This window comes from Streptomyces sp. NBC_00353 (assembly GCF_036108815.1).
In the GTDB taxonomy this organism is placed as follows: Bacteria; Actinomycetota; Actinomycetes; order Streptomycetales; family Streptomycetaceae; genus Streptomyces.
Genome location: NZ_CP107985.1, coordinates 1,169,819 through 1,191,018 on the forward strand (window position 1 = coordinate 1,169,819; position 21,200 = coordinate 1,191,018).

General features: G+C 66.4%; 19 protein-coding genes and 10 pseudogenes. 12 read left to right on the top strand and 17 right to left on the bottom strand.

All coding sequences use genetic code 11. The features are described 5' to 3' along the window. Positions 1-90: 90 nt before the first annotated feature. The 3 genes from OHA88_RS05635 to OHA88_RS05645 form a co-directional block, all read right to left on the bottom strand. Positions 91-1,734, bottom strand: a complete 1,644-nt coding sequence (locus OHA88_RS05635) for a transposase (RefSeq protein WP_328624494.1) — start codon at positions 1,732-1,734, stop codon at positions 91-93. Then, positions 1,727-2,305 carry an IS607 family transposase gene (locus OHA88_RS05640; protein ID WP_328625550.1) on the bottom strand — a complete coding sequence of 193 codons (579 nt, stop codon included), beginning with the start codon at positions 2,303-2,305 and terminating at the stop codon, positions 1,727-1,729. The genes OHA88_RS05635 and OHA88_RS05640 overlap by 8 nt, the downstream gene beginning before the upstream one ends. A 196-nt stretch (positions 2,306-2,501) precedes the next feature. Continuing rightward, the gene (locus OHA88_RS05645; protein ID WP_328624495.1) at positions 2,502-3,050 is read right to left on the bottom strand and encodes a DUF1062 domain-containing protein; all 549 of its coding nucleotides are present in this window, start codon (positions 3,048-3,050) and stop codon (positions 2,502-2,504) included. 53 nt (positions 3,051-3,103) lie between these two features. Between OHA88_RS05645 and OHA88_RS05650 the strand changes: the two genes are divergently transcribed. Next, on the top strand, positions 3,104-3,346 hold the full coding sequence (locus OHA88_RS05650) for a hypothetical protein (protein ID WP_328624496.1): 243 nt from the start codon (positions 3,104-3,106) through the stop codon (positions 3,344-3,346). Positions 3,347-3,474: 128 nt separating this feature from the next. Here OHA88_RS05650 and OHA88_RS05655 read toward each other — a convergent pair. The 3 genes and pseudogenes from OHA88_RS05655 to OHA88_RS05665 all read right to left on the bottom strand — a co-directional run bounded on the left by OHA88_RS05655 (position 3,475) and on the right by OHA88_RS05665 (position 6,848). Beyond that, positions 3,475-4,905 (bottom strand): annotated as a pseudogene (locus OHA88_RS05655) (IS1380 family transposase). Positions 4,906-4,977: 72 nt separating this feature from the next. Then, positions 4,978-5,393 (bottom strand): annotated as a pseudogene (locus OHA88_RS05660) (transposase); the annotation flags it as partial. A gap of 396 nt (positions 5,394-5,789) precedes the next feature. Continuing rightward, positions 5,790-6,848, bottom strand: a complete 1,059-nt coding sequence (locus OHA88_RS05665; protein WP_328624497.1) for a vWA domain-containing protein — start codon at positions 6,846-6,848, stop codon at positions 5,790-5,792. Between the two features lie 560 nt (positions 6,849-7,408). Here OHA88_RS05665 and OHA88_RS05670 point away from each other — a divergent pair. Together OHA88_RS05670 and OHA88_RS05675 are read left to right on the top strand one after the other, a co-directional pair. Then, positions 7,409-7,570, top strand: a pseudogene (locus OHA88_RS05670) (transposase); the annotation flags it as partial. A gap of 57 nt (positions 7,571-7,627) precedes the next feature. Then, positions 7,628-7,906: pseudogene (locus OHA88_RS05675) on the top strand (DDE-type integrase/transposase/recombinase); the annotation flags it as partial. Positions 7,907-8,225: 319 nt separating this feature from the next. Here OHA88_RS05675 and OHA88_RS05680 read toward each other — a convergent pair. From OHA88_RS05680 to OHA88_RS05715, 8 genes and pseudogenes are all read right to left on the bottom strand, one after another. After that, positions 8,226-8,765, bottom strand: a pseudogene (locus tag OHA88_RS05680) (ATP-binding protein). Beyond that, a complete protein-coding gene (locus OHA88_RS05685) occupies positions 8,723-9,130 on the bottom strand; it encodes a VOC family protein (protein WP_328624498.1) in 408 nt (135 codons plus the stop codon). The pseudogene OHA88_RS05680 and the gene OHA88_RS05685 overlap by 43 nt, the downstream one beginning before the upstream one ends. Before the next feature lie 373 nt (positions 9,131-9,503). After that, positions 9,504-9,935, bottom strand: a complete 432-nt coding sequence (locus tag OHA88_RS05690) for a hypothetical protein (protein ID WP_328624499.1) — start codon at positions 9,933-9,935, stop codon at positions 9,504-9,506. A 170-nt stretch (positions 9,936-10,105) separates the two neighbouring features. After that, positions 10,106-10,396: pseudogene (locus OHA88_RS05695) on the bottom strand (transposase); the annotation flags it as partial. Positions 10,397-10,467: 71 nt separating this feature from the next. Further along, the gene (locus OHA88_RS05700; protein ID WP_328624500.1) at positions 10,468-10,632 is read right to left on the bottom strand and encodes a DUF6093 family protein; all 165 of its coding nucleotides are present in this window, start codon (positions 10,630-10,632) and stop codon (positions 10,468-10,470) included. Between the two features lie 3 nt (positions 10,633-10,635). Further along, on the bottom strand, positions 10,636-11,136 hold the full coding sequence (locus tag OHA88_RS44525) for a DUF6093 family protein (RefSeq protein WP_443044180.1): 501 nt from the start codon (positions 11,134-11,136) through the stop codon (positions 10,636-10,638). Between the two features lie 60 nt (positions 11,137-11,196). Continuing rightward, on the bottom strand, positions 11,197-11,355 hold the full coding sequence (locus OHA88_RS05710) for a DUF6233 domain-containing protein (RefSeq protein ID WP_328624502.1): 159 nt from the start codon (positions 11,353-11,355) through the stop codon (positions 11,197-11,199). Positions 11,356-11,492: 137 nt separating this feature from the next. Then, positions 11,493-11,705, bottom strand: a pseudogene (locus tag OHA88_RS05715) (winged helix-turn-helix transcriptional regulator); the annotation flags it as partial. A 117-nt stretch (positions 11,706-11,822) separates the two neighbouring features. Here OHA88_RS05715 and OHA88_RS05720 point away from each other — a divergent pair. Further along, positions 11,823-12,482, top strand: coding sequence for an MSMEG_1061 family FMN-dependent PPOX-type flavoprotein (locus OHA88_RS05720; RefSeq protein WP_328624503.1), 660 nt, complete (start codon positions 11,823-11,825; stop codon positions 12,480-12,482). A gap of 82 nt (positions 12,483-12,564) precedes the next feature. Here the strand turns inward: OHA88_RS05720 and OHA88_RS05725 are convergent, their stop codons facing one another. Beyond that, positions 12,565-13,635, bottom strand: coding sequence for an NAD(P)-dependent alcohol dehydrogenase (locus OHA88_RS05725; protein WP_328624504.1), 1,071 nt, complete (start codon positions 13,633-13,635; stop codon positions 12,565-12,567). A 648-nt stretch (positions 13,636-14,283) separates the two neighbouring features. Between OHA88_RS05725 and OHA88_RS05730 the strand changes: the two genes are divergently transcribed. The 4 genes and pseudogenes from OHA88_RS05730 (at position 14,284) to OHA88_RS05745 (ending at position 17,485) form a co-directional block, all read left to right on the top strand. Next, on the top strand, positions 14,284-14,811 hold the full coding sequence (locus OHA88_RS05730; protein ID WP_328624505.1) for a YbhB/YbcL family Raf kinase inhibitor-like protein: 528 nt from the start codon (positions 14,284-14,286) through the stop codon (positions 14,809-14,811). 398 nt (positions 14,812-15,209) lie between these two features. Beyond that, positions 15,210-16,160: pseudogene (locus tag OHA88_RS05735) on the top strand (molybdopterin-dependent oxidoreductase); the annotation flags it as partial. A gap of 23 nt (positions 16,161-16,183) precedes the next feature. Next, entirely contained in the window at positions 16,184-16,600 is a 417-nt protein-coding gene (locus tag OHA88_RS05740; protein WP_328624506.1) for a transposase, read from the top strand. A gap of 93 nt (positions 16,601-16,693) precedes the next feature. Next, complete coding sequence (locus OHA88_RS05745; protein WP_328624507.1) at positions 16,694-17,485, top strand: class I SAM-dependent methyltransferase; 792 nt, start codon at positions 16,694-16,696, stop codon at positions 17,483-17,485. A gap of 339 nt (positions 17,486-17,824) precedes the next feature. On the opposite strand, the pseudogene OHA88_RS05750 reads toward OHA88_RS05745, so the two are convergent. Further along, positions 17,825-18,184: pseudogene (locus tag OHA88_RS05750) on the bottom strand (class I SAM-dependent methyltransferase); the annotation flags it as partial. A 101-nt stretch (positions 18,185-18,285) separates the two neighbouring features. On the opposite strand from OHA88_RS05750, the pseudogene OHA88_RS05755 reads away from it, so the two are divergent. From OHA88_RS05755 to OHA88_RS05770, 4 genes and pseudogenes are all read left to right on the top strand, one after another. Then, positions 18,286-18,549: pseudogene (locus tag OHA88_RS05755) on the top strand (molybdopterin-dependent oxidoreductase); the annotation flags it as partial. Positions 18,550-18,847: 298 nt separating this feature from the next. Then, entirely contained in the window at positions 18,848-19,075 is a 228-nt protein-coding gene (locus tag OHA88_RS05760) for a hypothetical protein (RefSeq protein WP_328624508.1), read from the top strand. A gap of 41 nt (positions 19,076-19,116) precedes the next feature. Continuing rightward, a complete protein-coding gene (locus OHA88_RS05765; protein ID WP_328624509.1) occupies positions 19,117-19,476 on the top strand; it encodes a restriction endonuclease in 360 nt (119 codons plus the stop codon). A 210-nt stretch (positions 19,477-19,686) separates the two neighbouring features. Then, complete coding sequence (locus OHA88_RS05770; RefSeq protein ID WP_328624510.1) at positions 19,687-20,223, top strand: hypothetical protein; 537 nt, start codon at positions 19,687-19,689, stop codon at positions 20,221-20,223. A gap of 129 nt (positions 20,224-20,352) precedes the next feature. Here the strand turns inward: OHA88_RS05770 and OHA88_RS05775 are convergent, their stop codons facing one another. Continuing rightward, a complete protein-coding gene (locus OHA88_RS05775; protein ID WP_328624511.1) occupies positions 20,353-20,511 on the bottom strand; it encodes a hypothetical protein in 159 nt (52 codons plus the stop codon). Between the last annotated feature and the right edge of the window lie 689 nt (positions 20,512-21,200).

Below are 21,200 nucleotides of genomic sequence, written 5' to 3' on the forward strand. Positions count from 1 at the left end.
CGGAGGCGGCCGCGCGAACCAGGAACAGCTCGCCAGAGGTGGAGCCGATGTCCGAGATCGAGTTCCCAAAAAGCCTGGCAGTTACCGTTCCTAAACAGTGTCCAGGAGTGAGCCTTGTGCCCACGTCCCAGTACTGCGCGCATCCCGAACGGTTTTGGATGCGCTGGTCCCCCGCGTTCTCGTTGTCCCTGTCCGGCAACGCGCATCGTGTGCACGCTCCGCGACGGGGCGGCGGGTTTCCTCACGCCCTCGGTCACCACGATCGGCCTGGACGGTCCGATGCCCAGCATCATCACTCTGGTGATGCTGGGGCGGTGCCGTCCGTCGCCGGATCGGGTGTCCGAGGGCGCGCCTGCCAATGGCCACCGAGGCGGCGTCATGGCGAGTCATGCTGCGAGTCTTGCTGATCAGGGGCTTGCGCCAGTGCTGGTCGCCCCACATCGAGGTGTATGCCGGGTCGACGGCGACGATGGCGATGCCGTGTTCGGCGGTCATGGAGACGATGCGGGCCTTGAGTTTGCCGGTGGGCATACCGGAGATGAGTTGCCGGAACCGCTTCTTGCGGCCGTGCTTCTCGCGGGTCTTCTCGGCGGCGAAGTCCAGGTTTTCGATGCCGATCGCTTGCGCGCCGGTCTGTTTGGTCCAGTTAAGGAGGCGAGTGAGGGCGTGCCGGATCTGGGCGTCGCGGTGGTCGGCGGTGCCGGACAGGTCGTAGCCGAAGCGGCGCGGGTCTCCGACCGGGTTGCCGTGCCGGTCGAGCCGGTAGGCGGCGAAGTGGTCGGCGTTGGTGTCGACGCCGATCATGCCCCGGGCCCGGGCGGTCTCCAGCGGAATGGTCTGCACGGCGGGGCGTTGCCAGGATGCGGTCAGGTACCAGCGTCCGCGGTCCGTGTCGAGGTGGATGCGGTAGGCCACGGCCCGGTTGGCTTCGATGCGGTCGGCCCACTGCGCGCCCCGGTGCGCGAACGCGATGCGGGCGGTGAGGGTGTACCGGCCGTGCTTACTGTTGGCCAGGTGGGCGAGCGGGGCGGGCAGCTTGATCGACACTTCGCCGTCAGGGGTGACGCGGATCGTCTCGTTCCCGAAGCGTTTTCCGGACTCGCCGTCTGCGGCGAGGAACCAGCGCTCAGCCTCCCAACGCTGACGCCAGTCGCGCTCGGTGAGCTGCGCGGCATGAAGGTTGTGCCGGTTCCTGAGCAGCCGCCGGCCGCCGCGAACGACACGGACATGTCCGGTCTTCCAGTCGTCGCGGGCCACGTCGAGGCGGTGTTCCAGGGTGGCCAGGCGGCGGGACTTGTGGAACCACTCGCCCTTGGACCGGTACCCGCCCGGCGCCCGCTTGCTGCCTTTCTCCCCGATCGGGAGGGACAGGCGGTGTCGCAGCGTGCGGATACCGGCCTCAAGGTTGTGGACATGGGCGAGCAGGCAGCGTCGGGCCAGGCCGTACTGGTCGTGCGTGGCCTTCGTGATCGCACCCGCGATACGCGACGACGACTGCTCGGTCAGGTCACGCTTGCGCGATGCCCACGCGTCGTTGTCGTGCTTGTGCCCGGCTTCGCAACGGGCCTTGAGGTCGCCAGAGGCCAGGCGGCCCTGGTGCTCGCCGACCAGACGCAACACCTTCTCGTCCTTTGGTGTGAGGTGCTTGAGGCGGTCGCGTAACGCCACACCGGACGGGCCGACAGCAACGAACGGCGGGGCGATGGTGCGGAGCTGCTTCTTCTTGTCAGCCATCGGCAGCCGCCGCTTCCAGTGCCTTCCTGGCACGGTTCTTCGCACTGCGGCGGCCGTACAGGCGGGCACAGAACGAGGTCAGAACCTCCACCATGTCGCGCACCAGGTCGTCTTCGGCCTCGCCGTCATCCAGCACAACGAGTCGACGACCGGTTGCAGCCAGAGCGGCCTCGACGAGTTCGACGTTCATGCGGCCCAACCGGTCTTTGTGCTCCACCACTACGGTGGTCACCGCCGGGTCGGCCAGCAGGCGACGGGCCTTGGCGCGGGCGCCGTTCATGCCCGAAGCGATCTCGGATTCGACGCGCACGACCTTATGCCCGGCCTTCGCGGCCCATGCCGACAAGCGTGCGGTCTGCCGCTCCAGGTCGGCCTTCTGGTCGTGGGAGGAGACGCGCGCGTAAAGTCCCACGCCACCGGTCACGGACGGTGAGGTGTTCGCGTCGATGTTCACCAGGATCGTGCGCGGCCCCACTCGCTCCGCAGGGACCGGCAGCGTGCCCTCACGGAACCAGCGGTACGCAGTACGTGGGGCGACCCCCTGCGCACGTGCCCATTCCGTCAGATTCATACACAGATCATACGACACTCGCGACATCTAAAAGACACCTATGGACACTTAGTCGAGAGCAGTTCCCGACCCTCTCCGATCAGCGCCAGCAGGACGACGCCCGCCACGACCGACACCGACCACCCCATTGCCCGCGGGCAGGAACATGGTCTGTCCGGCGGATCCTGCCGGACAGACCCATGGTCCCGAGGAGGGCTCAGCGCTTGAGCGTGAAGGTGAAGTCGCCGGAGAGCTTGCCGCTCAGCCGGACTGCCGAAACGAGTTTCCCCTCCGTGATCAGTCTCTCGACCTCGGCCCGCGAGAGAACGCAACCTTCAGCGATCAGTCGCACCGGCCGGACAGGGATCCGCGCTGCAAAGCGGACCGAGATGTCGATCACCTCGCGGTCCAGGTGATCCGATCCGCCGGTGTCGAGGCGCCAGGCGTTGTCCCAGTCGAGGGCGATGCGATTACGGCGCCGCACGACCGGATCCTGGAGCAGCTCAGCTGTCAGGCGCACGTCGTTGTCATGCAGCCGGTCCAGCAGCTCAGGTCGTACGGAGCGCACATTCATCCGTTCCAGGACCGTGAGCTTTGCAGTTTCCTCGCAAGTGGTACATAGCGCGAGGAGCCAGGCGTCGATGAGCTTGTGGTTTGCGTTGACGCGAAATTTACCGCTTGCCCGGAAGCGCTCGGACGCGCACGCGTGGCAACGACGGAGAACGAGCGGCAGGCAGGTGGGCACGACCACCCAGTTTTCGAGCACAGAAGTACACCGGTTTCAGTGAGAAGTCCGCAGCAAAAAGGAGCGCGGCGCACATGCGCGACGCGCGACGATTCAGCGCTCGGGAGGTCTCACAGGGTGTACAACGGCGCGTCCTTGTCCAGGCGACTTGGTTCGGCAGCACGGTAATGGCGCACATCGGCGCTGCTCCACTGGTTTTCGAGCGCCTCACCGCCAGGCTCTGTCCGGCGATTCACGGACGAAGCATGAGCCAGATCGCGGCGACGGTGCCGTGGAACACGCAGGTCTGCTTTACCTCGCCGTTTCGGTTGGGCTGAGGCGGCGTCGATGATCGCCAACTGTTGGGTGGCCGACGTGATTTCGGTGCTTGGGCAGGTCTGAGTCCCGGCGCGGTGGTCGGGTTCTCCGGGTTCTTTTGGGCCGTGGGCGGACGGGGGTTTGCTGGTCAGCTGGCGGGTCGGGACAGTGCGGCGAGGCGGTGGAAGGCCGTGGCCAGTTCGTGTCTCCAGGGCCAGGTCGCCGATATTCGCAGGTGGAGGCGTCGGCCGCCGCGGGTGAGGCGGGCTGTGACGTGCCGGTAGCGGAGTTTCTTCGGCTCGGCGGTGGTCAGCTGCCCGTCCAAAAGGAGGACACGGGTCCAGGCGAGCAGGTCGATCGCGGCGAGGCTGAGTTCGAGCCAGACGGCGTTGACGCCGAAGTCGCGGGAGGGGAAGCGGCCGAATCCGGTGGTCTTGCCGCACCGGATGTGGTCCTCGACGGTGGCATGTCCACGGTGGCGGGCCTCCAGGAACTGTGCGGAACCGCCGCCGGAGTACGGGGTGTCGGTGAGGAACACCTGATGCCGTAGGCCCTCGTCCTGGTCGAACAGGGACAGTGTGCTCCGGGGTGCGGCCGCTCTCGGCGCACGATGATGCGGGTGCCGGCCGGGTGGCCGTCCAGGTCGACCATGCCTGTCAGTTCGGCGGTCTCGGCGCCGTCACGCATCGTCCCGTCCTGGTCCAGGGCGGGATGCCAGAGGCGGTCGGGCATGGCCCGGACAGCGCGGCGGATCGGCTCGGTGATGGCGTATCCGACCGAGAAGAAGGTACGGATTCCTCGTTTCCGCACGTTGCGGACGTGGGCGAGGAACGCTTTTGCGGATCCGGCACTGTCGGTGCGGATGAGGATGTCGGTGCCGTGCCGGTGAGCGTCGGGGATCTGCGCGAGTGCGTGGTCGAACACCATGATGTGGTCGCTCGCGGTGTTGGCACCGGCGTTTCCGGGACGCAGTCGGCCGGACAATGCCTCGCCGGTGTTGGCCAGGAAGCAGAGCAGCGGGTGGAAGCCGAAGCCGCCTTTATAGGTGGGTGCGGCCTGCTCCTTCTCGGAGTGGCAGGTGATCAGCGTGGCGTCGAGGTCCAGGACCAGCCCGGGCAGAATGCGTCCCGCGGCCCAGACTGCGGGTATGCCCTCGCCTTGCTCGGCGGCCTGCATCCAGGCGACTTTCCCGAGCGTGGGCACGCGCCGAGCGCAGAGAAGCCAGTGTCCTCTCGTCGGTGTCGGCGAGCAGTCGCCAGGCCGTCGGTGCCGAGGCGACCGAACCGAACACCCCCGCCTGGTCCCGCAGTACGGTCAGGTCCGCGATGGCCTCACCGCCGTCGGCGAGCATCACCGCCAGGTCGGCGGCGATCCGGCCCGGATCATGCCCAGTCCCGCGCGGCCGAAGCGGCCTGAGCGCGGTGGAGTACACGGCGGTCAGCCCGGTGGCATCAGCGAGATCGGCCAGTAACCGTGCCCCGGCATGACCGACCACCCCCGAACCATCTGCACTGACCTGGATCTTGGGACGCAACCCGATAGCCTGCACGTAGAAAGTGCCCCCCGCCTGGACCGACAGACCCCTCAGCAAGGTTCACCGTCCCAGGTCAGGAAGGCACTTTCGCGTTTCCGCCCCAACAGCCGCCGTACCCAAGCGAGACGGCGAGGTTAATGGTGTGCTTGATCTGCCGACGGACGGAATCCGCTTGCCGGGAACTTTCGGAAGCCTCTTACGCGCGCCGGCCGCGTGCTGGTGGACCCGACAGATCGTCGAATCCACGCCCATGGACCAGTCGATGCGACCCTCGGTATCAGCGACGGCCTGGACGGCCCGCAGGATCCTGTCCCGCGTGCCGTCCGCCGACCAGCGACGGCGTCTGTCATGCACGGCCTCCCATCTCCCGAAGCGCACAGGCGGGTCCCGCCACGGGATACCGGTCCGCTGCCGGAGAGAATGCCACTGATGACCATGCGGTGGCTCGTCCACCGATCGCCCCGTCCTGCGTTCATTGGTGGGTGTGGCTCCAGCCGGGTCCACTCCACGTCTGTCAGGTCACCCCGCCCCATGTGGGATGGAACGATCCGGCAACATGGCCGTCACCTGACCCCTCGGACAGGCCCTAGCCGGGACTTGATCTCAGCGGAACACCCCCGGGTCGGCGGGGAGGACGCTGTTCGCGCGTCAGGTCGGCACTCCCTGTCGGCGTACACCGGAACGTGCACGGGTCGGTGCAGCCGAACGTGCGCAACGTACCTGCCTCTTTGAGCTGGTGCGGCCGCCAGGGCCACCCACTTCGTCAGGATGCGGGACAGGCGTCGCTGTCCGTGTCTGTGAACAATCCCCTGGCCTTCGCGCCGTCGCGTGCCACCAGTGACCGCACGGGGCGACATCTGTTGCTCACGGCGGTGTCGAGCAACGAGAGCAGGCTGCTCCCGGACTACCCCGCTCTTCGCTCATTGATTTCAGAGCATGATTAGCAGACGCGTCTCCGGCTTGAGCTTCCTATTCACCGAACGACTCTGTACGTACACCTCCAACTTGGGATTGTTCCCTGCCTTCACAGAAACTGTCCCCTGAACATCCGTACCGAACAAAAGGCTGCGTGCCGCGTCGCCCGTGTAGGCGCGGTCGGTGTCCTTCTCGACCACGATGACTTCCTTGTTCTGCTGAACCTGAGCCCGGGCGCCCAGCTGGTAGTAACACGAACCACGTTCGTACGTCACGCCCGGATGCGAGTTGACGAAGGGGCGAATCTCGACCTCCTTGTCGACTTTCAGAAGCCGGTACTTGTCAGCCGGAATCGGTTCGAGATTCGCCCGCACCTCGTCAACCGATATGTCCTGGCCGACGGCGAACAGGTTCTTCGTGCCGCGCACTCCCTGCTCTCGCCCGCGGAGGAAGCTGGTGGCGGCAGCGCGTACGGTGCCGATCGCCTCCTCGACGCCCTTCTGGGAATCCGCATCCCATATGGCGATGTTCCCGGCCGGAAAACCGTAGTTCTGGGCAGTGCGCTTGGCCAGGGAGTTCGGAACGAGGATCGCGGAAGTCCAGTGGCCCGGAAGCTCGCTCATCTTCGCCGCGATCTTGTCGAGCCAGGGGCCAAGGATGGCCATGTCGCCGTCGTGCCGCCTGTCGCCGCCGGAGGCGTTCTCCTCACCGTCCGTCACGACGATCTGGAGGAAGCTGTGCTCGCCGTATTCCTCCCAAATATGGCCCAGGTCGTCCAGAGACTTCAGAGAAGCCTCAATGAGGGCCGTAGCACCATTGTTGACCCGGTACAGCCCTCGCATGGACGGCAGATGCTTCACGTCCATGTCCCAGACCAGGTTCTCCACCTTGTGGTCGAAGGAGTAGAGGCTGATCCGTGTCTCGTGGCCGAGGCTGTCCGACTCGGCCTTCAACCCCGCCACGAACTCGTCCACAACTCGAATGAGTTGACTCTGGTGCGGACGCATTGAACCCGAACAGTCCACTACCAGCGCGACGTGATTCACCTTGTGCTGGATCTTGTTTGCGGACACGTTTGTGCTCCCCCTCCGAGGCTCCCCGAGTGATGTCTTCACTTTATGGGGAGGCACTGACAACGGCGTTTGACGCTCAATCACCCGCCTGCATCCAGTGCTGTGTCCGGCATCCAGGAGACGCCCGGCGATCGTCCATGGCGGCTCACCGGAAGCGGACCGTCGTGCGCGTCCCTACCGTCCGGCCACAGCGTACGGAGGCACCCTTCCGGATCTGCTGGCGCCACTGTTCGTGCTGGTTACGTTTTAGGTCTCGGCCAGTCACCCGTGCAGCACCGATGGTGCCCACGATGCCGGAGGTGAGCCCTGCCCGGCCCTGTGCCCTGCCGAGAAGCCGACCTGGCTCGCCCCGCAAGCGCAAGGGGTCGGGCGACACTCTCTCTGAACATGTATGGCGCGTCTTCCACACCAAGAAGGGCGCCAAGACGGACGGCACGACGGGGCTACGTCGGTTCGCTCTCCTGGCTTTCGTGGCGTGGCTGCCGGTTGGGCTTGATCCGCTTTGACGGACATCGAAGATCAGGGGCTTCGGCCCCGGGAGGATGTCCATCATGGAGAGCATGGGGAAGAACAAGCCCCGCCCTCGCCGTTCGTTCACGCCGGAGTTCAAGGCCGAGATCGTCAAGCTGTGCCGTCGAGGTGACCGCTCGGTCGGACAGATCGCCAAGTATTTCGATCTCACCGAGACCGCAGTTCGGCTGTGGGTCAACCAGGCCGAGGTCGACGCGGGTGAACGAGATGGCCTGACCAGCCCTGCAACGCAAAGGGCCGGCTGCGGCCGCCGCAGGGTCGCCAGGCTGATGCGGGCGGCCGGTCTGCAGGGCCGCCATCGCAGACGGCGGCACCTGACCACGATGCCTGATCCGCGAGCGGCCTCCCGGCCCGACCATGTCCTTCGGGACTTCACCCCGGATCCCACGGCGATCGACACCCGCTGGTGCGGCGACACCACATACATTCCAACCGCTGAGGGCTGGCTCTACCTGGCCACCGTCATCGACATCGCCTCCCGCCGCGTGGTCGGCTGGGCGACCGCCGATCACCTGCGGACCGACCTTGCCGACCCGGGGCCGCACCTACGGAGACGACTCCTCCCGAGTGAGGACCGGAACCGCACCGACCCGGAGCTGTGCACTCCCGCAACCCCGCCAGGCCCCTGACCACCTTGGACATCAGGTGATCAAACCGGACAACCCGAGAGACGACGCATCCCCGGCGGCGTAACCCATCGGTGGGACCCAGGATCCAATCCCGACCAACCACCCTCATGCCAAAGATCAGTTGCGGGACAACCCCTAGCGGCCACAGCCCCCAGGAGGTGTCAACGGTCATTGAGAGCCCCAGTGGGCGGTCGTTGGGTGTTCAGGCTCGTGGCCATCAGAAATCCATGCGTGTGGCCATTGGTCTTCCTGAGGGGGTCAGAGCAAGGGGACCGGCGAGGGCTTCGGCGAGGTGGTGGGAGTCGCCGGTGGTGGTGACGAAGTGGGCGTGGTGCATGAGGCGGTCGGTGCTGACGCCGGCGAGGGTCTTCTGCATGATCGTGTCGAAGCCTGAGGGGTGGATGTTGCTGGTCACCGCGATGGAGCGGCGTTGGTAGGCGGCGTCGATGATGCGGTAGAACGCTTAGGCGGCGTCCGCGCCGACGGGCAGCAGGCCGACGTCGTCGATGACGATAAGGTCCGCGCGGCAGATCCGGGGGACGGTGCGGGCGGTGGACCCGTCGACCTTGGACTTGCCGATCGCAGCGCTGAGGGTCTCCAGGGTGAACCTGGCCACTCGCAGATCGATTTCGATCGCGGCTTGGGCCAGGCCCTCGGTGAAGTGGCTATTGCCGGTGCCCACCGGCCCGAGCAGGATCACGTTCTCGCGGGCGTTCAAGAAGTCGAGCTGTCCGAAGTGCTCGACGGATCCATCCACATGACCTGCCAGCCGTGGCCGTCGAGGTCGAAGAAGCTGCGTGAGTACATGAAGCCGTGGTCCTCGGGGCCATCCGCCTCGGAGCCGCCCGCGGCGAGCGCAGCCTCAGCGACCGTGTCAACCTCATCGCGGGCTGACACGCTGAAGCAGTAGAGCGCCAGTGTGTGCGTGGTGGGATCGGCCATCGGCAGCTTCGCGAACTGCGCGAACGTCTCGTGGCTGAGTAGCATGACGGAGGCTTGCTCGCCGACCAGCATGCAGGCGGCGGTCTCGTCGGTGAACATCGGGTTGTAGCTAAACCCGAGCCGTGCGAAGAACGCCTTGCTGCGCTCGATGTCCGCCACGGGGATGTTCACGAACAGCATGCGACCGGCGTGTGCGGGAGTGGTCATGGTGGGTCTCCAGTCCGAGGTTCGATGGTGTACGACGGGGTAGACCGGCCCAGCCTGCGGAACTCATCGGTGAATTTCGGAACTCGTATCGAGCGACAGGCCGAAGCCGGGGGGAACAGCTGTCAGGGCCGGTTGAAAAGTGGACACCCTGGCGTGATGGACGTTCGAGCGGCTGCGAGCGGAGCGAAGGCGCGTAGCGCCGAGCAGGCCCACGGCGAGAACCTCGACCTCCGACGCGAACTTGGCCGCCGCGGAGGCTCCGCGACGCCACCGCGATCCCAGGCCATCGGTCCGTGCTGACCACGTCGCATCAATCGAAGAACCGTGCCGACCTGCAACAACGCCATCAGATCGCGCTCGAACCGGCGATAACGACCGGGCCCGCTATCACCAGGTTCTTGGCGCGGCCGATCCATTCCTGGGTGATCAGGGAATTCTGATTGGGTTCGGTGATGGTGGAGTCCTCGGCCCGCCAGGAGGCCAGGGACTTGCCGGTATGGAAGTTCGCTGAATCTCGCCGCAGCCGGCGGGTGGCCGCGTCGCGGCCGCTACGGCGGTTGGCCAGGGCCTGCCAGCCGATGGTGCCGCTCTGGACGGAGTGCGACTCGCGCACGACCTCGCCGGCGGACAGGTTGGCCGCGATGTGCTCCAGGATGGAGACCAGGTGACCGACGGTCTCCGGTCCGCGAAGAGCAATCCCGGAATGGGCATCGATGTTGATGTCCACGACGACGCGCAGGTCGACGTGCTGCTGGCCTTGGCCCCTTACACGATCCATGCGGAGGCATGGCAGCAGGGTCAGCCGCTCTTCAGCGCCGACGACACAGGAACAGCCCTGTGGATTGCCGTCACATCAAAGCAAGAGACTCAGCTCATGTCGCGGCTCGACGCACTGGAGGTCACGCAGACGGCTTTTGCGGACCGGCCCAGGTCGCCGGCAACGCCTGATCATGGTGTGGTTTCGCGGAGCCAGAGGATGAGCGAGCTGAGGTGCAGCCCCGCCCGGTAGCGGGTGGCGAGTTTATCGAAACGCGTCGCGACAGCCCGGAACTGTTTGAGCCGGGCAAAACAGCGTTCGACGACATTTCGGTGTTTCTATGCCTCCAGGTTGAAGGCGGGGCGGCGTCCGCCGCCGCTGCCCCGTCTCCGCCTGTTGGCGACCTGGCCAGAGCGTTCGGGGATGATGGCCTTGATCCCGCGGTCTTCGAGGCCGACCCGGATTGCTCGTGAGGAGTACGCCTAATGGGAAGCGAAGGTCGGCGGGAGCTGACCTTCAGGGCGCGAGCCGAGCCTTTGAGTGTGTCCGGACCTCAGAGCACCGCACCCGGGCCGTCGTACACCACGGTGGTCGGGGTCTGGCCGGGCTCGCCGGTCACCAGGTCCAGGACGGGCTGGCCGGCGGTGCGGGAGATCCGCACCGTGTCGGTCAGCTGCACCTCCAGGTCGGCCCTGGCCCGCGAAGGATCCAATGGCACGGCTCACGCCCCGGTGGTCTGGGTGGACTCGTCCAGCCACGTGGTGCGGACGACTGCGAGCGAGTTGGCATCGGAGATGTCCAGGACCCGCCACACCCTGTTGATCAGGCCCGGGTCCTGCGTGGCGACGGTGACGCGCACGTGGTCCTCTCGCGATGCGAGCGGTACGTCCAGCGGCGTCAGCAGCCGGTAGTGGACGGGTGTCGTCGGCGTACGCCTGTCCTTCCAGGGACAGGACCAGGCCGGGCTCGCCGGACGCGGAGATCGCACCGGGACCGGTGTAGATGATCGTGTCCGGGCCGGGGTGGTACTCGCCGGAGTTCGGGTCAAGGACCGGCTCCCCGGGGCGGGAGATCTCGACAGTGTCCACGAGGATGCGCGTCTCGACGATGGGGGCGACAGCGGCAAGCGAAAGCCCTTCGGAGGGCGGAATTTTTTGCTCATACGTTCGAGCGTAGGGCGGTGCACGGACAGCTCCCTGGCCTGAGGAAACGGCGGACGCATCCGGCTGGCCCAGCTGCGCGGGTCTCGGTCCGGTGTGACGATCGGTGTACCGGTGGTGGCTCACATGTCCCTTCGACTGGACCGCCGCCGGACCACATATCCGAGCACCCCAAACTCAGTGTCGGGTCGGCAGTGGATGCAGGCCCGCATCCCGTCGGCGAGGGCAGCGAGGGCCTGATCGCGGGTGATGCCCCGCTGGCGTCTCCCGCCGCGTAGCACCCGCCCACGTGGACTTCGACAGGCTGGGCGCCTACGCCCATGCTCAGCTCGACAATCCAGTCCGGGGTCGGCGGCCGTCGCTCCTCGCCCTGCTGCCGCTCCCTCTCGCTGCTCGGCCGCCGCAGGGGCAGGTCGGCGCCCTGCGTGCCGGGCAATTCGAGGCCGTCGGGTATGCGGGTGCCGACCAGGGCGTGCACGGCGCCGTCCGCTGCCGCCGTCGCGGTCACGCTTCCGTCGCCCAGCACCCACCGGTCGCCTCAGTCCTGCATGGCGACAAGCAGCGGCAGCAGCGCGACCCCGACCTCCGTGAGCAGGTACTCGTAGCGCACCGGGCGCCGCTGATAGAGACTGCATGGCCGCGCGAGCCTGTTTGATCTTCACACATCAGACAACTCGCGAGGCCGTCTCTATATCCCCACGCTCACCGACCAAGATCAATCGCAGGTCGGCCCATTAGGGTCGGCGGCATGACGACACCCCTTGCCGGCAGTGCCTTCGACTCGCTCCGCCTCGACGCCGTGCCCGACCAGGATGCGTTGCGCCGGGTCTACGAACTCCCCAGCGACGCGGCCGTGCGGAAGCAGATGACCGAACTCACCGAGCAGACCCGACGGTTGATCGGCTACTCATCGCTGGTCCTGGTCGCCAGCGCGGATGCCGAGGGCAACTGTGACGTCTCCCCGCGCGGCGGCCCCGCCGGCTTCGTCGCCGTCCTGGACGCACGGACGGTGGCGATACCGGACGCGACCGGCAACAAGCGTCTGGACACCCTGCAGAACGTCGTCGCCACCGGACGGGCCGGGCTGCTGTTCGTCATCCCGGGACGCACCACGACGCTCAGGGTGAACGGCCGGGCCTGCGTCTCCACCCGCCCAGAGCTGCTGTCGCAGCTGACTGCCGTGGGCAAGCCGCCGGCCAGTGCGCTGGTGCTGGGGATCGCTGAGGTCTACCCGCACTGCCCCAAGTCGCTGCTGCGTAGCGGGGCCTGGAAGCCGGAGGAGTGGCTGTCGGCGGACGCCCAGCCTTCCTCGGCCGAGGTGACGCTGGCCCAACTGCGGATGCCGGAGCTGACGATCGCCGACATCGAGCAGGCGGAGGCGGACTCGCTGAAGTACCGGTACGAGTAACTGGCCGACCTGCGATTGCTGAACCACCAACCAACCGAACCCCCAGGCCGGCACGCCCCAAGATCAATCGCGGGGCAGCCCGTTAGCCTGCCGTGCGGTCCTCTTCGAAGACGATGACCTGGCGCCCGACGATGTCGCCGCGGCCCAGGGCATCCAGGTTTTCGTTGATGTCGTCGAGCTTGACTTTGGTGACGTTGTGCTTAATGAGTCCGGCTTCAGCGAGGGAGAGCACCTCGACGAGATCCATGTGGTTGCCCCAGAAGGAACCGAGGTAGGACAACTCCGTCCCTACGAAGGGAAACTGATTGTGCTCGACGCGGTTGCTCATGAGGCCGACGGCCGCCAGCGCGCCCTCGGGGCCCAGCAGGTCAAACCCCATTGAGATAGATGCCTCGCTGCCGACGCAGTCCAGGATGGCATCGATCGTCCTGCGGCCAGTGAGTCTTTCCAGCTCGTCCTGGATGGCCTCGGTGGACTTGTCCCTGACGTTGATCCCGTGGTCCGCGCCGTTCTCCTTCGCTACGTCCAGTTTGCTGTCCGTGCGCGCGAGGGCCACGACGGTCGCTCCGCTTCCGAGTAGCTTCGCGTATTGGACGGCATAGCTGCCCAGGCCGCCGATGCCCGTGACTGCGACGGTCCGGCCGGGTCCGAGTTTGCCTGCGTCCCGGAGCTTCCTCATCCCTCGGTACGGGGTCATGCCCGCGTCGGTCATGGGGGCGAGGAGCTCAGGCTTTTTCGCGGCGTCCTCCGAGACCGGAATGGCGTGGCGGTATTCCACGGCCATGTACTCGGCAAAGCCTCCCGGAGGGCCGAAGCCCACCCACCTGCCGTTGCCACTGCACAGGTGCTCATTCCCTTCTCGGCACTGGCGGCACGTGCCGTCTCCCCAACTTGGGTTGACCACGACCATGTCGCCCTCTGAATAGCCGACCGTTTTCGGTACGCCGCTGCCCAGTCCCGCCACTCGACCTGTGACCTCATGGCCAGGGATGTACGGGAAGTCCACAGGGAATGGACCTTTGAAGTAGCCGTCCAGGAGTTGGTAGTCGCTTCGGCACATGCCTGTCGCAGCGACCTTCAGCAGAATCTCGTCAGGCGCGGGTTCGGGCACGGGAACCTCTTCGATTCGAAGGGGTTCGTTGTATCCGTGCATCCGAGCTGCTCGCATCTGCATGAGGTGCCTCGCTTTCGCTGGCAAGCAACGGTGCGCCGTGCAGCGTGACGGGATTCGTTTTCCGTCGCCGGTCCTCGCGGCCGCCGCTTCGGATATCACCAGGTTCCTGCGTCTGCTGCTGCCGCGCATCCGGAGCTCGGCGCCCGAATACCACTACTGACAGGCGCTCGCGCATAACACTCCGCGGTCGTTTTGCCTTCTGGAGCTGTGCGTCGTGTGGTGGCGCTCTCGGCGGTCCACTTGGCGGTCGGGCCAGATGAGGTTGGCAGTTTCTGGGCACTGCTGACGACGTCGGCCGTGATGCGTGCGAGTGGCGATACCCGTAGTGCTCTCACATAGCCCGCAGCGGGCCCGAGTTTGGCGACGACGCGTGGGGATTCGTAACAGCGAAGAGGGTCTGACCCGAATTGCCAGCCAGTAGTGCTGGTCATAGCGTTGAAAAATGGCTATCGCAACGATTACTCCTGTCACTGGTGAGGTGCTCAAGAGATTCGATGCACTTGCCCCCGAGGAACTCGAAGGCAAACTTGCCAGGGCGGTCGCCCCTACCGCGTCCTATCGCTTGACGACAGCCGAACAGCGGGCGGGTTACTCCCCGATCAGCGGCCGTGGACGCGAAGGATGGTCATGATCAAACCCTATGGTCCCTACGATTTCATGCCGTCGATCAGGACATTCTCGTTGACCTCGGAGTCCGTAGCCAACGGTGAGCCACTGGCTCGCGAGCAGGTGAGCGGCATCCTGGGAGCGTGCGGATCGGACATCTCACCGCAGCTGAGCTGGTCCGGATTTCCCGAGGAGACGCGCAGTTTCACAGTCGCAATGTTCGACCCCGACGTGCCCACCGCCTCAGGCTTCTGGCATTGGGCTGTGGCCAACCTTCCTGCCTCCGTGACCGACCTTTCGGCCGGGGCGGGAGACGGTAGCGATCTCCCTGGCGGCGCGGTGACGTTGGCCAATGATGCCGGCTACCGAAGGTACCTCGGTCCGGCGACGCCTCCAGGAAACGGGCCGGACCGCTATTTCCTCGTGGTCCATGCCGTCGACGTGGAAGAACTGCCCGTGTCCGAGGCGACGACGCCTGCCTACCTGGACTTCCTCCTGTTCAGTCACGCTGTCGCGCGGGCAACCATGTACGGCACCTACGAGCGATGAACAGCTCTGGCCAGCCGGCCAAGCCATGACAGCATGGTTTGCTGCCCTGACGGGCTGACCAGGAGATGGTTCTGTCGCGCGGACCGACCGGCTGGCGTTGCGCCCTGCGTATGCAGGCTGGGCCCTTCGCGCGAGGAGCCGCGAGGAAGGCCGGGACCGACATCGTGATGGCCCGGTGCCGCCATGACAGGCCTTGACTGCCCAGTCGTACCAGCCTGATCGCCTCACCCACCGCTGGTGTGACGCGTGCGCGGGGCGTAGCCCAGGGCGCCCCCGGCGCATGACGGACCGGAAATCCGATCTTCCTACGGTGCTGGTGTAGGGCTGCCCGCCGACTGCGGATCAGGCCCGGCTCGGGACGGTACACGCGCGGCGGGGTGGAGTTTCGGTGGCATCTAGCACTGTCCTTCTATGTGTCCGGGCAGATGTCCCTGGAGGCGCAGTACCTGGCGAACAAGCTGGCCAAGGGCTTCGTCCGGACGAACCAGATCGAGTCGAACTCCCGGCTGTGCATGGCGAGCGCGGGAACCGGCTACAAGCTGTCGCTGGGAGCGGACGGCCCGCCGGGCTCCTACCAGGACTTCGACCATGCGGACGCGTTCTTCATCATCGGCGCCAACATGGCCGACTGCCACCCGATCCTGTTCCTGCGCATGATGGACCGCGTGAAGTCGGCCGGGGCCAAACTGATCGTCGTCGACCCGCGCCGCAACGCCACCGCAGACAAAGCCGACCTCTTCCTGCAGATCAAACCCGGCACCGACCTCGCCCTGCTCAACGGTCTGCTCCACCTGCTGTTCACGAACGGCCACACAGACGAGGAGTTCATCGCTCAGTTCACCGAGGGCTGGGAGGAGATGCCCGGCTTCCTCGCGGACTACCCACCCGAGAATGTCAGGGAGATCACCGGCATCCCCGAGAGCGACATCCGGCAGGCCGCACGGTGGATCGGCGAGGCCGGCGAGTGGATGGGCTGCTGGACCATGGGCCTGAACCAGTCCACCCACGGCGCCTGGAACACCAACGCCCTGATCAACCTGCACCTCGCCACGGGCGCCATCTGCCGCCCGGGCTCCGGCCCCCTCTCGTTGACCGGCCAGCCAAACGCCATGGGCGGCCGCGAGATGGGCTACATGGGCCCTGGCCTGCCCGGTCAGCGCTCCGTCCTGGTCGACGCCGAGCGCGCCTTCATCGAGAACCTGTGGAACATCCCCGAGGGCTCCCTGCGTACCGAGGTCGGGCGCGGCACGGTCGAGATGTTCGAGCAGTTGGCCGCTGGAGACAGCAAAGCGTGCAGGATCATCTGCACCAACCCCGTCGCCTCGGTCACCAACCGCAAGACCGTCATCGGCTCACCCGCTCCGCCGCCCGGATGCGCGGCGAGCACGTCGACGCTTTCCTCGACGAGCTGTCCAACCTGCCCAGGGTGATCGGCGCGCCGATCACCGTTGCGTGGAACGCCAAGGAAGACCTCCTGGACCTGCTTGCCACCGCCCGGACCCGCCCGGACCGGGAACAGGTCCGCGATCTGCTGTACCGGTTCTACCGCCGATGCGCCGACGCCGACCTTCCCGAACCGCAGCGCCTAGCCACAACCGTCGAGACATGGTGGCGAGAGATCCTTGCGTTCCTGCACACTGGGATCACCAACGCCGGCTCCGAAGGCACCAACCGGGTCATCAAGACCATCGCCCGCGACGCCTACGGCTTCCGCAACCCCGGCAACCAGCGCTTACGCACCCGCTGCGCGACCACCCGTCGAGCCCGTGGACACCTCGATGCCCGCTAATTTCGTTGAGCCCGCACCCTGCAATCGTGTTGGCTAGCGGCACCGAACTGTCAGTACCGCAGGTGTCCGCTTGGCTGTAGCAGGGAGTTAAACGTGCAGGACATTGTTGTCGACCCCGTTGCCCACAATCGGGCAGCCTGGGACAAGTATGCCCAAGAGGGCAACGAGTGGTCGACGCCGGTGAGTGCTGAGGATGTCGAGCGCGCCCGCATGGGTGACTGGTCGATTGTTCTCATCGGGCGCGAGCCAGTCGACCGCTCCTGGCTGCCGACGGACCTGACCGGCAAGGACGTGTTGTGCCTGGCCTCCGGCGGTGGCCAGCAGGGTCCGATCCTCGCCGCCGCAGGGGCGCGGGTCACCGTATTCGACAACTCACCCCGCCAGCTCGGCCAGGACCAGATGGTGGCGGCGCGCGACGGACTCGAGCTGCGCACCGTCCTAGGCGACATGCGCGACCTCAGCGCCTTCGGCGACGCAACATTCGACGTCGTATTCCATCCGGTCTCTAACCAATTCGTACCAGACTTGGCACCGGTGTGGCGTGAGTGTTTCCGCATCCTGCGACCGGGCGGAACTCTGCTCGTGGGCTTCCTCAACCCTGATGTGTACTTGTTCGACCACGAGGCGCTCGACGAGCGCGGCGAGCTGATCGTCGTGCACAAGCTGCCCTACAGCGATGTCACGCAGTACTCCGCCGAGGAACGCGCCACGAAGTTCGGCGCGGATGCCCCTCTTGAATACAGCCACACCCTCACCGACCAGATCGGCGGGCAACTCGCCGCGGGGTTCGTCCTCACCGGCTTCGCGGAAGCGCCGCACCAATCCAACGCATCCGCTCAATACATGTCGAACTATTTTGCGACGCTGGCGGTCAAGCCGGGCTGACCCAGCCGTGGGGCCGGCCGAGACGGCCGTGTCTCCGAATGGCCAAGTGGAGCGCTGTGCCAGCCCGACCCCCACTAACTTCGCTGAGCCACGATCGTGTTGGGCCAAACAATTCTCCGGGATCGTCGACCAGCCCCAACCCTCATCGGTGCCGCGCACGTCTTCTTCGAGTGGCGGATGACTCCAATCAGGGTTCCCTGGGCAGAACCGCTCGTGGAGATCGGCGGTCTCGGCATACACCTCCGGTTCTCCCGACCGGCGGACAACGACGTGGCCGAGCAGCGCCATCCAGCCTCCGGGATGGAGCATGTCGTGCGCTCGCTGCCAGCCAATCGACGGGTCAACCCAGTGCCACGACGACGCGGCCACGAGGACATCGAAGCGTCGACCGCGGTTGTCCCACTCCTCAAACGTCGACGTCTCGACTTCGACGTTGCGGAAGGAAGCGATCCGGTGGCGAGCGAGTGCGGCCATGTCTGCCCCAGGCTCGACGGCAGTCACTGAGCATCCGAGCGCTGCTAGTGAGCGCGTCGCCTGACCGGTACCGCAGCCCACCTCCAGCACCGACGACCGTTCGTCCATGCTGGTGACGGCGCCAAGGTCCGCGAACAACTCGTCGGGGTATCCCCGCCGGACCCGGTCGTAGAGCTCCGGCACCTCGTTGAACACTCGTCCGAGGTCGTGTCGATTTGGGCGCATCTTCGGGCCACCAGTCACAAACGCACAAGCTATGAGGTCCGTCCACGAAAATGCCACTGGTTCACCGGCAGCTGCCGTGCTGCCTCCGGTAGTTCAGAGAAGAACTCGTCATCACCCAGGACGTCTTCGCCGAGACCGAGACCAACGCCTACGCCGATGTCGTACTGCCCGCCACGCTGTGGGCCGAGCCCGACGGCATCGTGATCAACTCAGAGCGGAACCTCACCCTCGTACAGGGCGTCCTCGACCCGCCCGGACAGGCACTGCCCGACTGGCAACTGATCGCCCGGGTCGCCTGCGAGATGGGCTTCGCCGAAGCGTTCACGTACGCCTCCGCCGAGGACGTGTTCCAGGAACCGCGAGAGGAAAGCCGCACGGGCCGAGCAGGGGCGTGAGCAGGAGCGGCAGGATGCTCTTGCACGTGAGGCGACCAAAACAGCCCAGGCACTGCAGCGCGCGGTACGTCAGCTGCTTGACGGCCTGCCAGAGCGCGGAGCGCCGCAGGAGGAGGCGATCGCGTACTGCCTGTCGAGAACCAGCGCGGCACGCAACCCACGCGTCCAGGCCGAGGCGGAGCGGCTCGCGCGACGGCATGTCGCCGTCGACGAGCGCATCCTGTGCATCGCCCTGTCGGCGACCAGCGGGTCCGGGAAGCGCCCGGCAATGTTGATCCTCACCGACCGCGCAGCGGCCGTGTCGGACAAAGGCACGTCCTACCGATACGACCCCGATCCCGATGATGTGACCGAAGGCTGGGGAGTTCAGGTCGGAGATTTGCTCTTCTCCTTCTTCGACAACCCCAACTACGGACCGCCCTCGCGGCCCGAGAGGAGGCCGCGGCCCTCCCCGCACCAGCCGCACCGCCTGCGGGCCGACCCGAGCCACGGCTGATCCGCACCGCGCGGGAAGCCGGACTCATCGCGGTCGACTGGATGCGTTACCTGGGCTTCACCGATGCGGTGGCCACGCCCGTTGGCGCCGACGAGGGAATCGACGTCATCTCCGAGCGGGGCTTGGCCCAGGTGAAGATGGAGGGCAGCCCCTCCACCCGCCCGACCGTCCAGCAACTCCATGGCGTCGCCACCGCCAAGGAGAGGGAGGCCTTGTTCTTCTCACTGGCCGGCTACACCCCGCCGGCCTTTGCGTGGGCCTCGCAGCACGGTATCGCCCTCTTCCAGTACGACCGCCAGGGGACGCCCCAAGCCGTCAACACGCCCGCGCTGCGGCTGTTGGAGGCAGCCGACGCACGGGCGTCCCAGCCAGCCGAGGCCGATCACGGCAGCGACGCGTAGCCCGCTCGTCCGGCGCCATCTCTTGTCCCGTGAGCCGCAGTGGAGATGCTTCTGGTGCAACACCGCTGGCTCACCAGTTCGGAACGTCAGCTACGGCACGAACCGGCCGACGGCCTCGGGACAAAAAGCACTGGAAGGTGACCAATAAGCGCCCCCTGGCGTCGCTGTCGGTTCGCTCCGCAATTCGTACCACCACCCTTGGGGGGACCCGTGCGCACCACCACCATCGCGACGATCCTGATCGCAGCCTGTCTGCCGATCGCCGCCTGCAGCACCAGCGAAGTCGCCGGCAAGGACACGACTGCCAGCGCCCCCGCGCCCAGCACTACAACTGCCAGCGCCCCGGCCCGGACCGCACTCGACGCCACCGCCGCATTCAACGAGATCGCGAAGGCCGTACCGACCACGAAGCTCACGCAGACCGTCACCGCCGAGAACGACGAGAACCACCTGCTCGGACGGCCCGGCCAGTACACGTCGAAGATCGCGTTCTCAGACAGCCGCATCAAGGACGACGACGCCGCCATGTACAAGACCGGCGACATCGAACTCGGCGGCTCGATCGAGGTGTTCCCGGACGCTGCCAGCGCGAAGGCTCGCGCGACGTACATCCAGAAGGTGACGAAGGGGATGCCGGCGTTCGCCGAGTACGACTACCCGGTCGGGACGGTCGTGGTCCGGGTGTCCCGATATCTGACCCCGGCGCAGGCCGGCGAGTACGAGACGGCCGCCAAGAAGCTCGGCTGACCACGGACCTGCGGTGCGCCGCTTGTCCCCCGTGCGGGCGAGCGGCGCACCGCCCGGGATGCACTACCGATCTGCGACATCCGAGACGAGATGGGCACAGCACAGCCCCCGCGGGGGCTGCGTCGTCTACTACTGCTGGTCGCCGAGGTCCCCGCGGGTCAGACGGCGGCGCTTGCCGATCTGCCGGATAGCCGACCAGGGCTCACGGCTGGCCCGGCCAAGACCCCGGATCCGGTGCGGGCGACAGACCCGGCAGCCCTTCCAGCGGCGGTGCGGTGAATGCGCCATCGCGTGCTCCTTCCCCAGCTGCCCCGCCTTGGGGCCGTGCTGGGGAAGGGTTGGCAGTAGCGGGGCGCATGGTTGGAGGGTACCGAGCCGGTCACATGCCTGGAATGGTGCCCTGCTGCGGCTCCAGGGACTGACGAATGCACTCAGCGTCTACAACATGCCGAGACGTAAATCGTAGGGTGCACGCCCGGAGCCGATCAGGGGCTACTCGTTCGTCCACGTGCGCTGGGCATGCGTGATGTTGGACTCCATGATCCGCAAGGCCGACCGGTCATACAAGATTCAACGATTCAGTGGACGGCATGGGCACGGTCAGCCGACGATGCCACCATGCCAACTCTGAATCTGCTGTGGGCTCGTGGTGCGTTCGTCTGAGTAGCACTTCGTCCAAGCGCTCGATCTTCACCCGGAGTTCGGCGGCGGCCCTCGGTGGCAGCATGGACAGAGCCTCTTGCAGCTTGTCCCGGGCCCAGCCCTCGCCGCAGCACGGGCAGGTGAACTCGGCCTCGCACAGCCTCCACCGGCGTTTCGTGCCGTGGACGCGCACGGACCACACGCTCAGCGCGACGGACACAATGCCTGGCGTCAGTCGCTCCCGTTCGAGCCCGCGGACTGCTGCATTCGCCGCCCCCGACAGGCCAGGAACATCGCGATAGCGCACCCAGGGTCTCCTCCAGCCATGTTCCCGC

Excerpts from the sequence above, each read along its gene's own strand:
- OHA88_RS05635 (WP_328624494.1), bottom strand. The coding sequence starts at position 1,734 with ATGGCTGACAAGAAGAAGCAGCTCCGCACCATCGCCCCGCCGTTCGTT.
- OHA88_RS05640 (WP_328625550.1), bottom strand. The coding sequence starts at position 2,305 with ATGAATCTGACGGAATGGGCACGTGCGCAGGGGGTCGCCCCACGTACT.
- OHA88_RS05650 (WP_328624496.1), top strand. The coding sequence starts at position 3,104 with ATGCGCGACGCGCGACGATTCAGCGCTCGGGAGGTCTCACAGGGTGTA.
- OHA88_RS05685 (WP_328624498.1), bottom strand. The coding sequence starts at position 9,130 with ATGCTGTTCGTGAACATCCCCGTGGCGGACATCGAGCGCAGCAAGGCG.
- OHA88_RS05690 (WP_328624499.1), bottom strand. The coding sequence starts at position 9,935 with ATGGATCGTGTAAGGGGCCAAGGCCAGCAGCACGTCGACCTGCGCGTC.
- OHA88_RS44525 (WP_443044180.1), bottom strand. The coding sequence starts at position 11,136 with ATGCGTCCGCCGTTTCCTCAGGCCAGGGAGCTGTCCGTGCACCGCCCT.
- OHA88_RS05720 (WP_328624503.1), top strand. The coding sequence starts at position 11,823 with ATGACGACACCCCTTGCCGGCAGTGCCTTCGACTCGCTCCGCCTCGAC.
- OHA88_RS05725 (WP_328624504.1), bottom strand. The coding sequence starts at position 13,635 with ATGCACGGATACAACGAACCCCTTCGAATCGAAGAGGTTCCCGTGCCC.
- OHA88_RS05730 (WP_328624505.1), top strand. The coding sequence starts at position 14,284 with ATGATCAAACCCTATGGTCCCTACGATTTCATGCCGTCGATCAGGACA.
- OHA88_RS05740 (WP_328624506.1), top strand. The coding sequence starts at position 16,184 with ATGCGCGGCGAGCACGTCGACGCTTTCCTCGACGAGCTGTCCAACCTG.
- OHA88_RS05760 (WP_328624508.1), top strand. The coding sequence starts at position 18,848 with ATGTTGATCCTCACCGACCGCGCAGCGGCCGTGTCGGACAAAGGCACG.
- OHA88_RS05765 (WP_328624509.1), top strand. The coding sequence starts at position 19,117 with ATGCGTTACCTGGGCTTCACCGATGCGGTGGCCACGCCCGTTGGCGCC.
- OHA88_RS05775 (WP_328624511.1), bottom strand. The coding sequence starts at position 20,511 with ATGGCGCATTCACCGCACCGCCGCTGGAAGGGCTGCCGGGTCTGTCGC.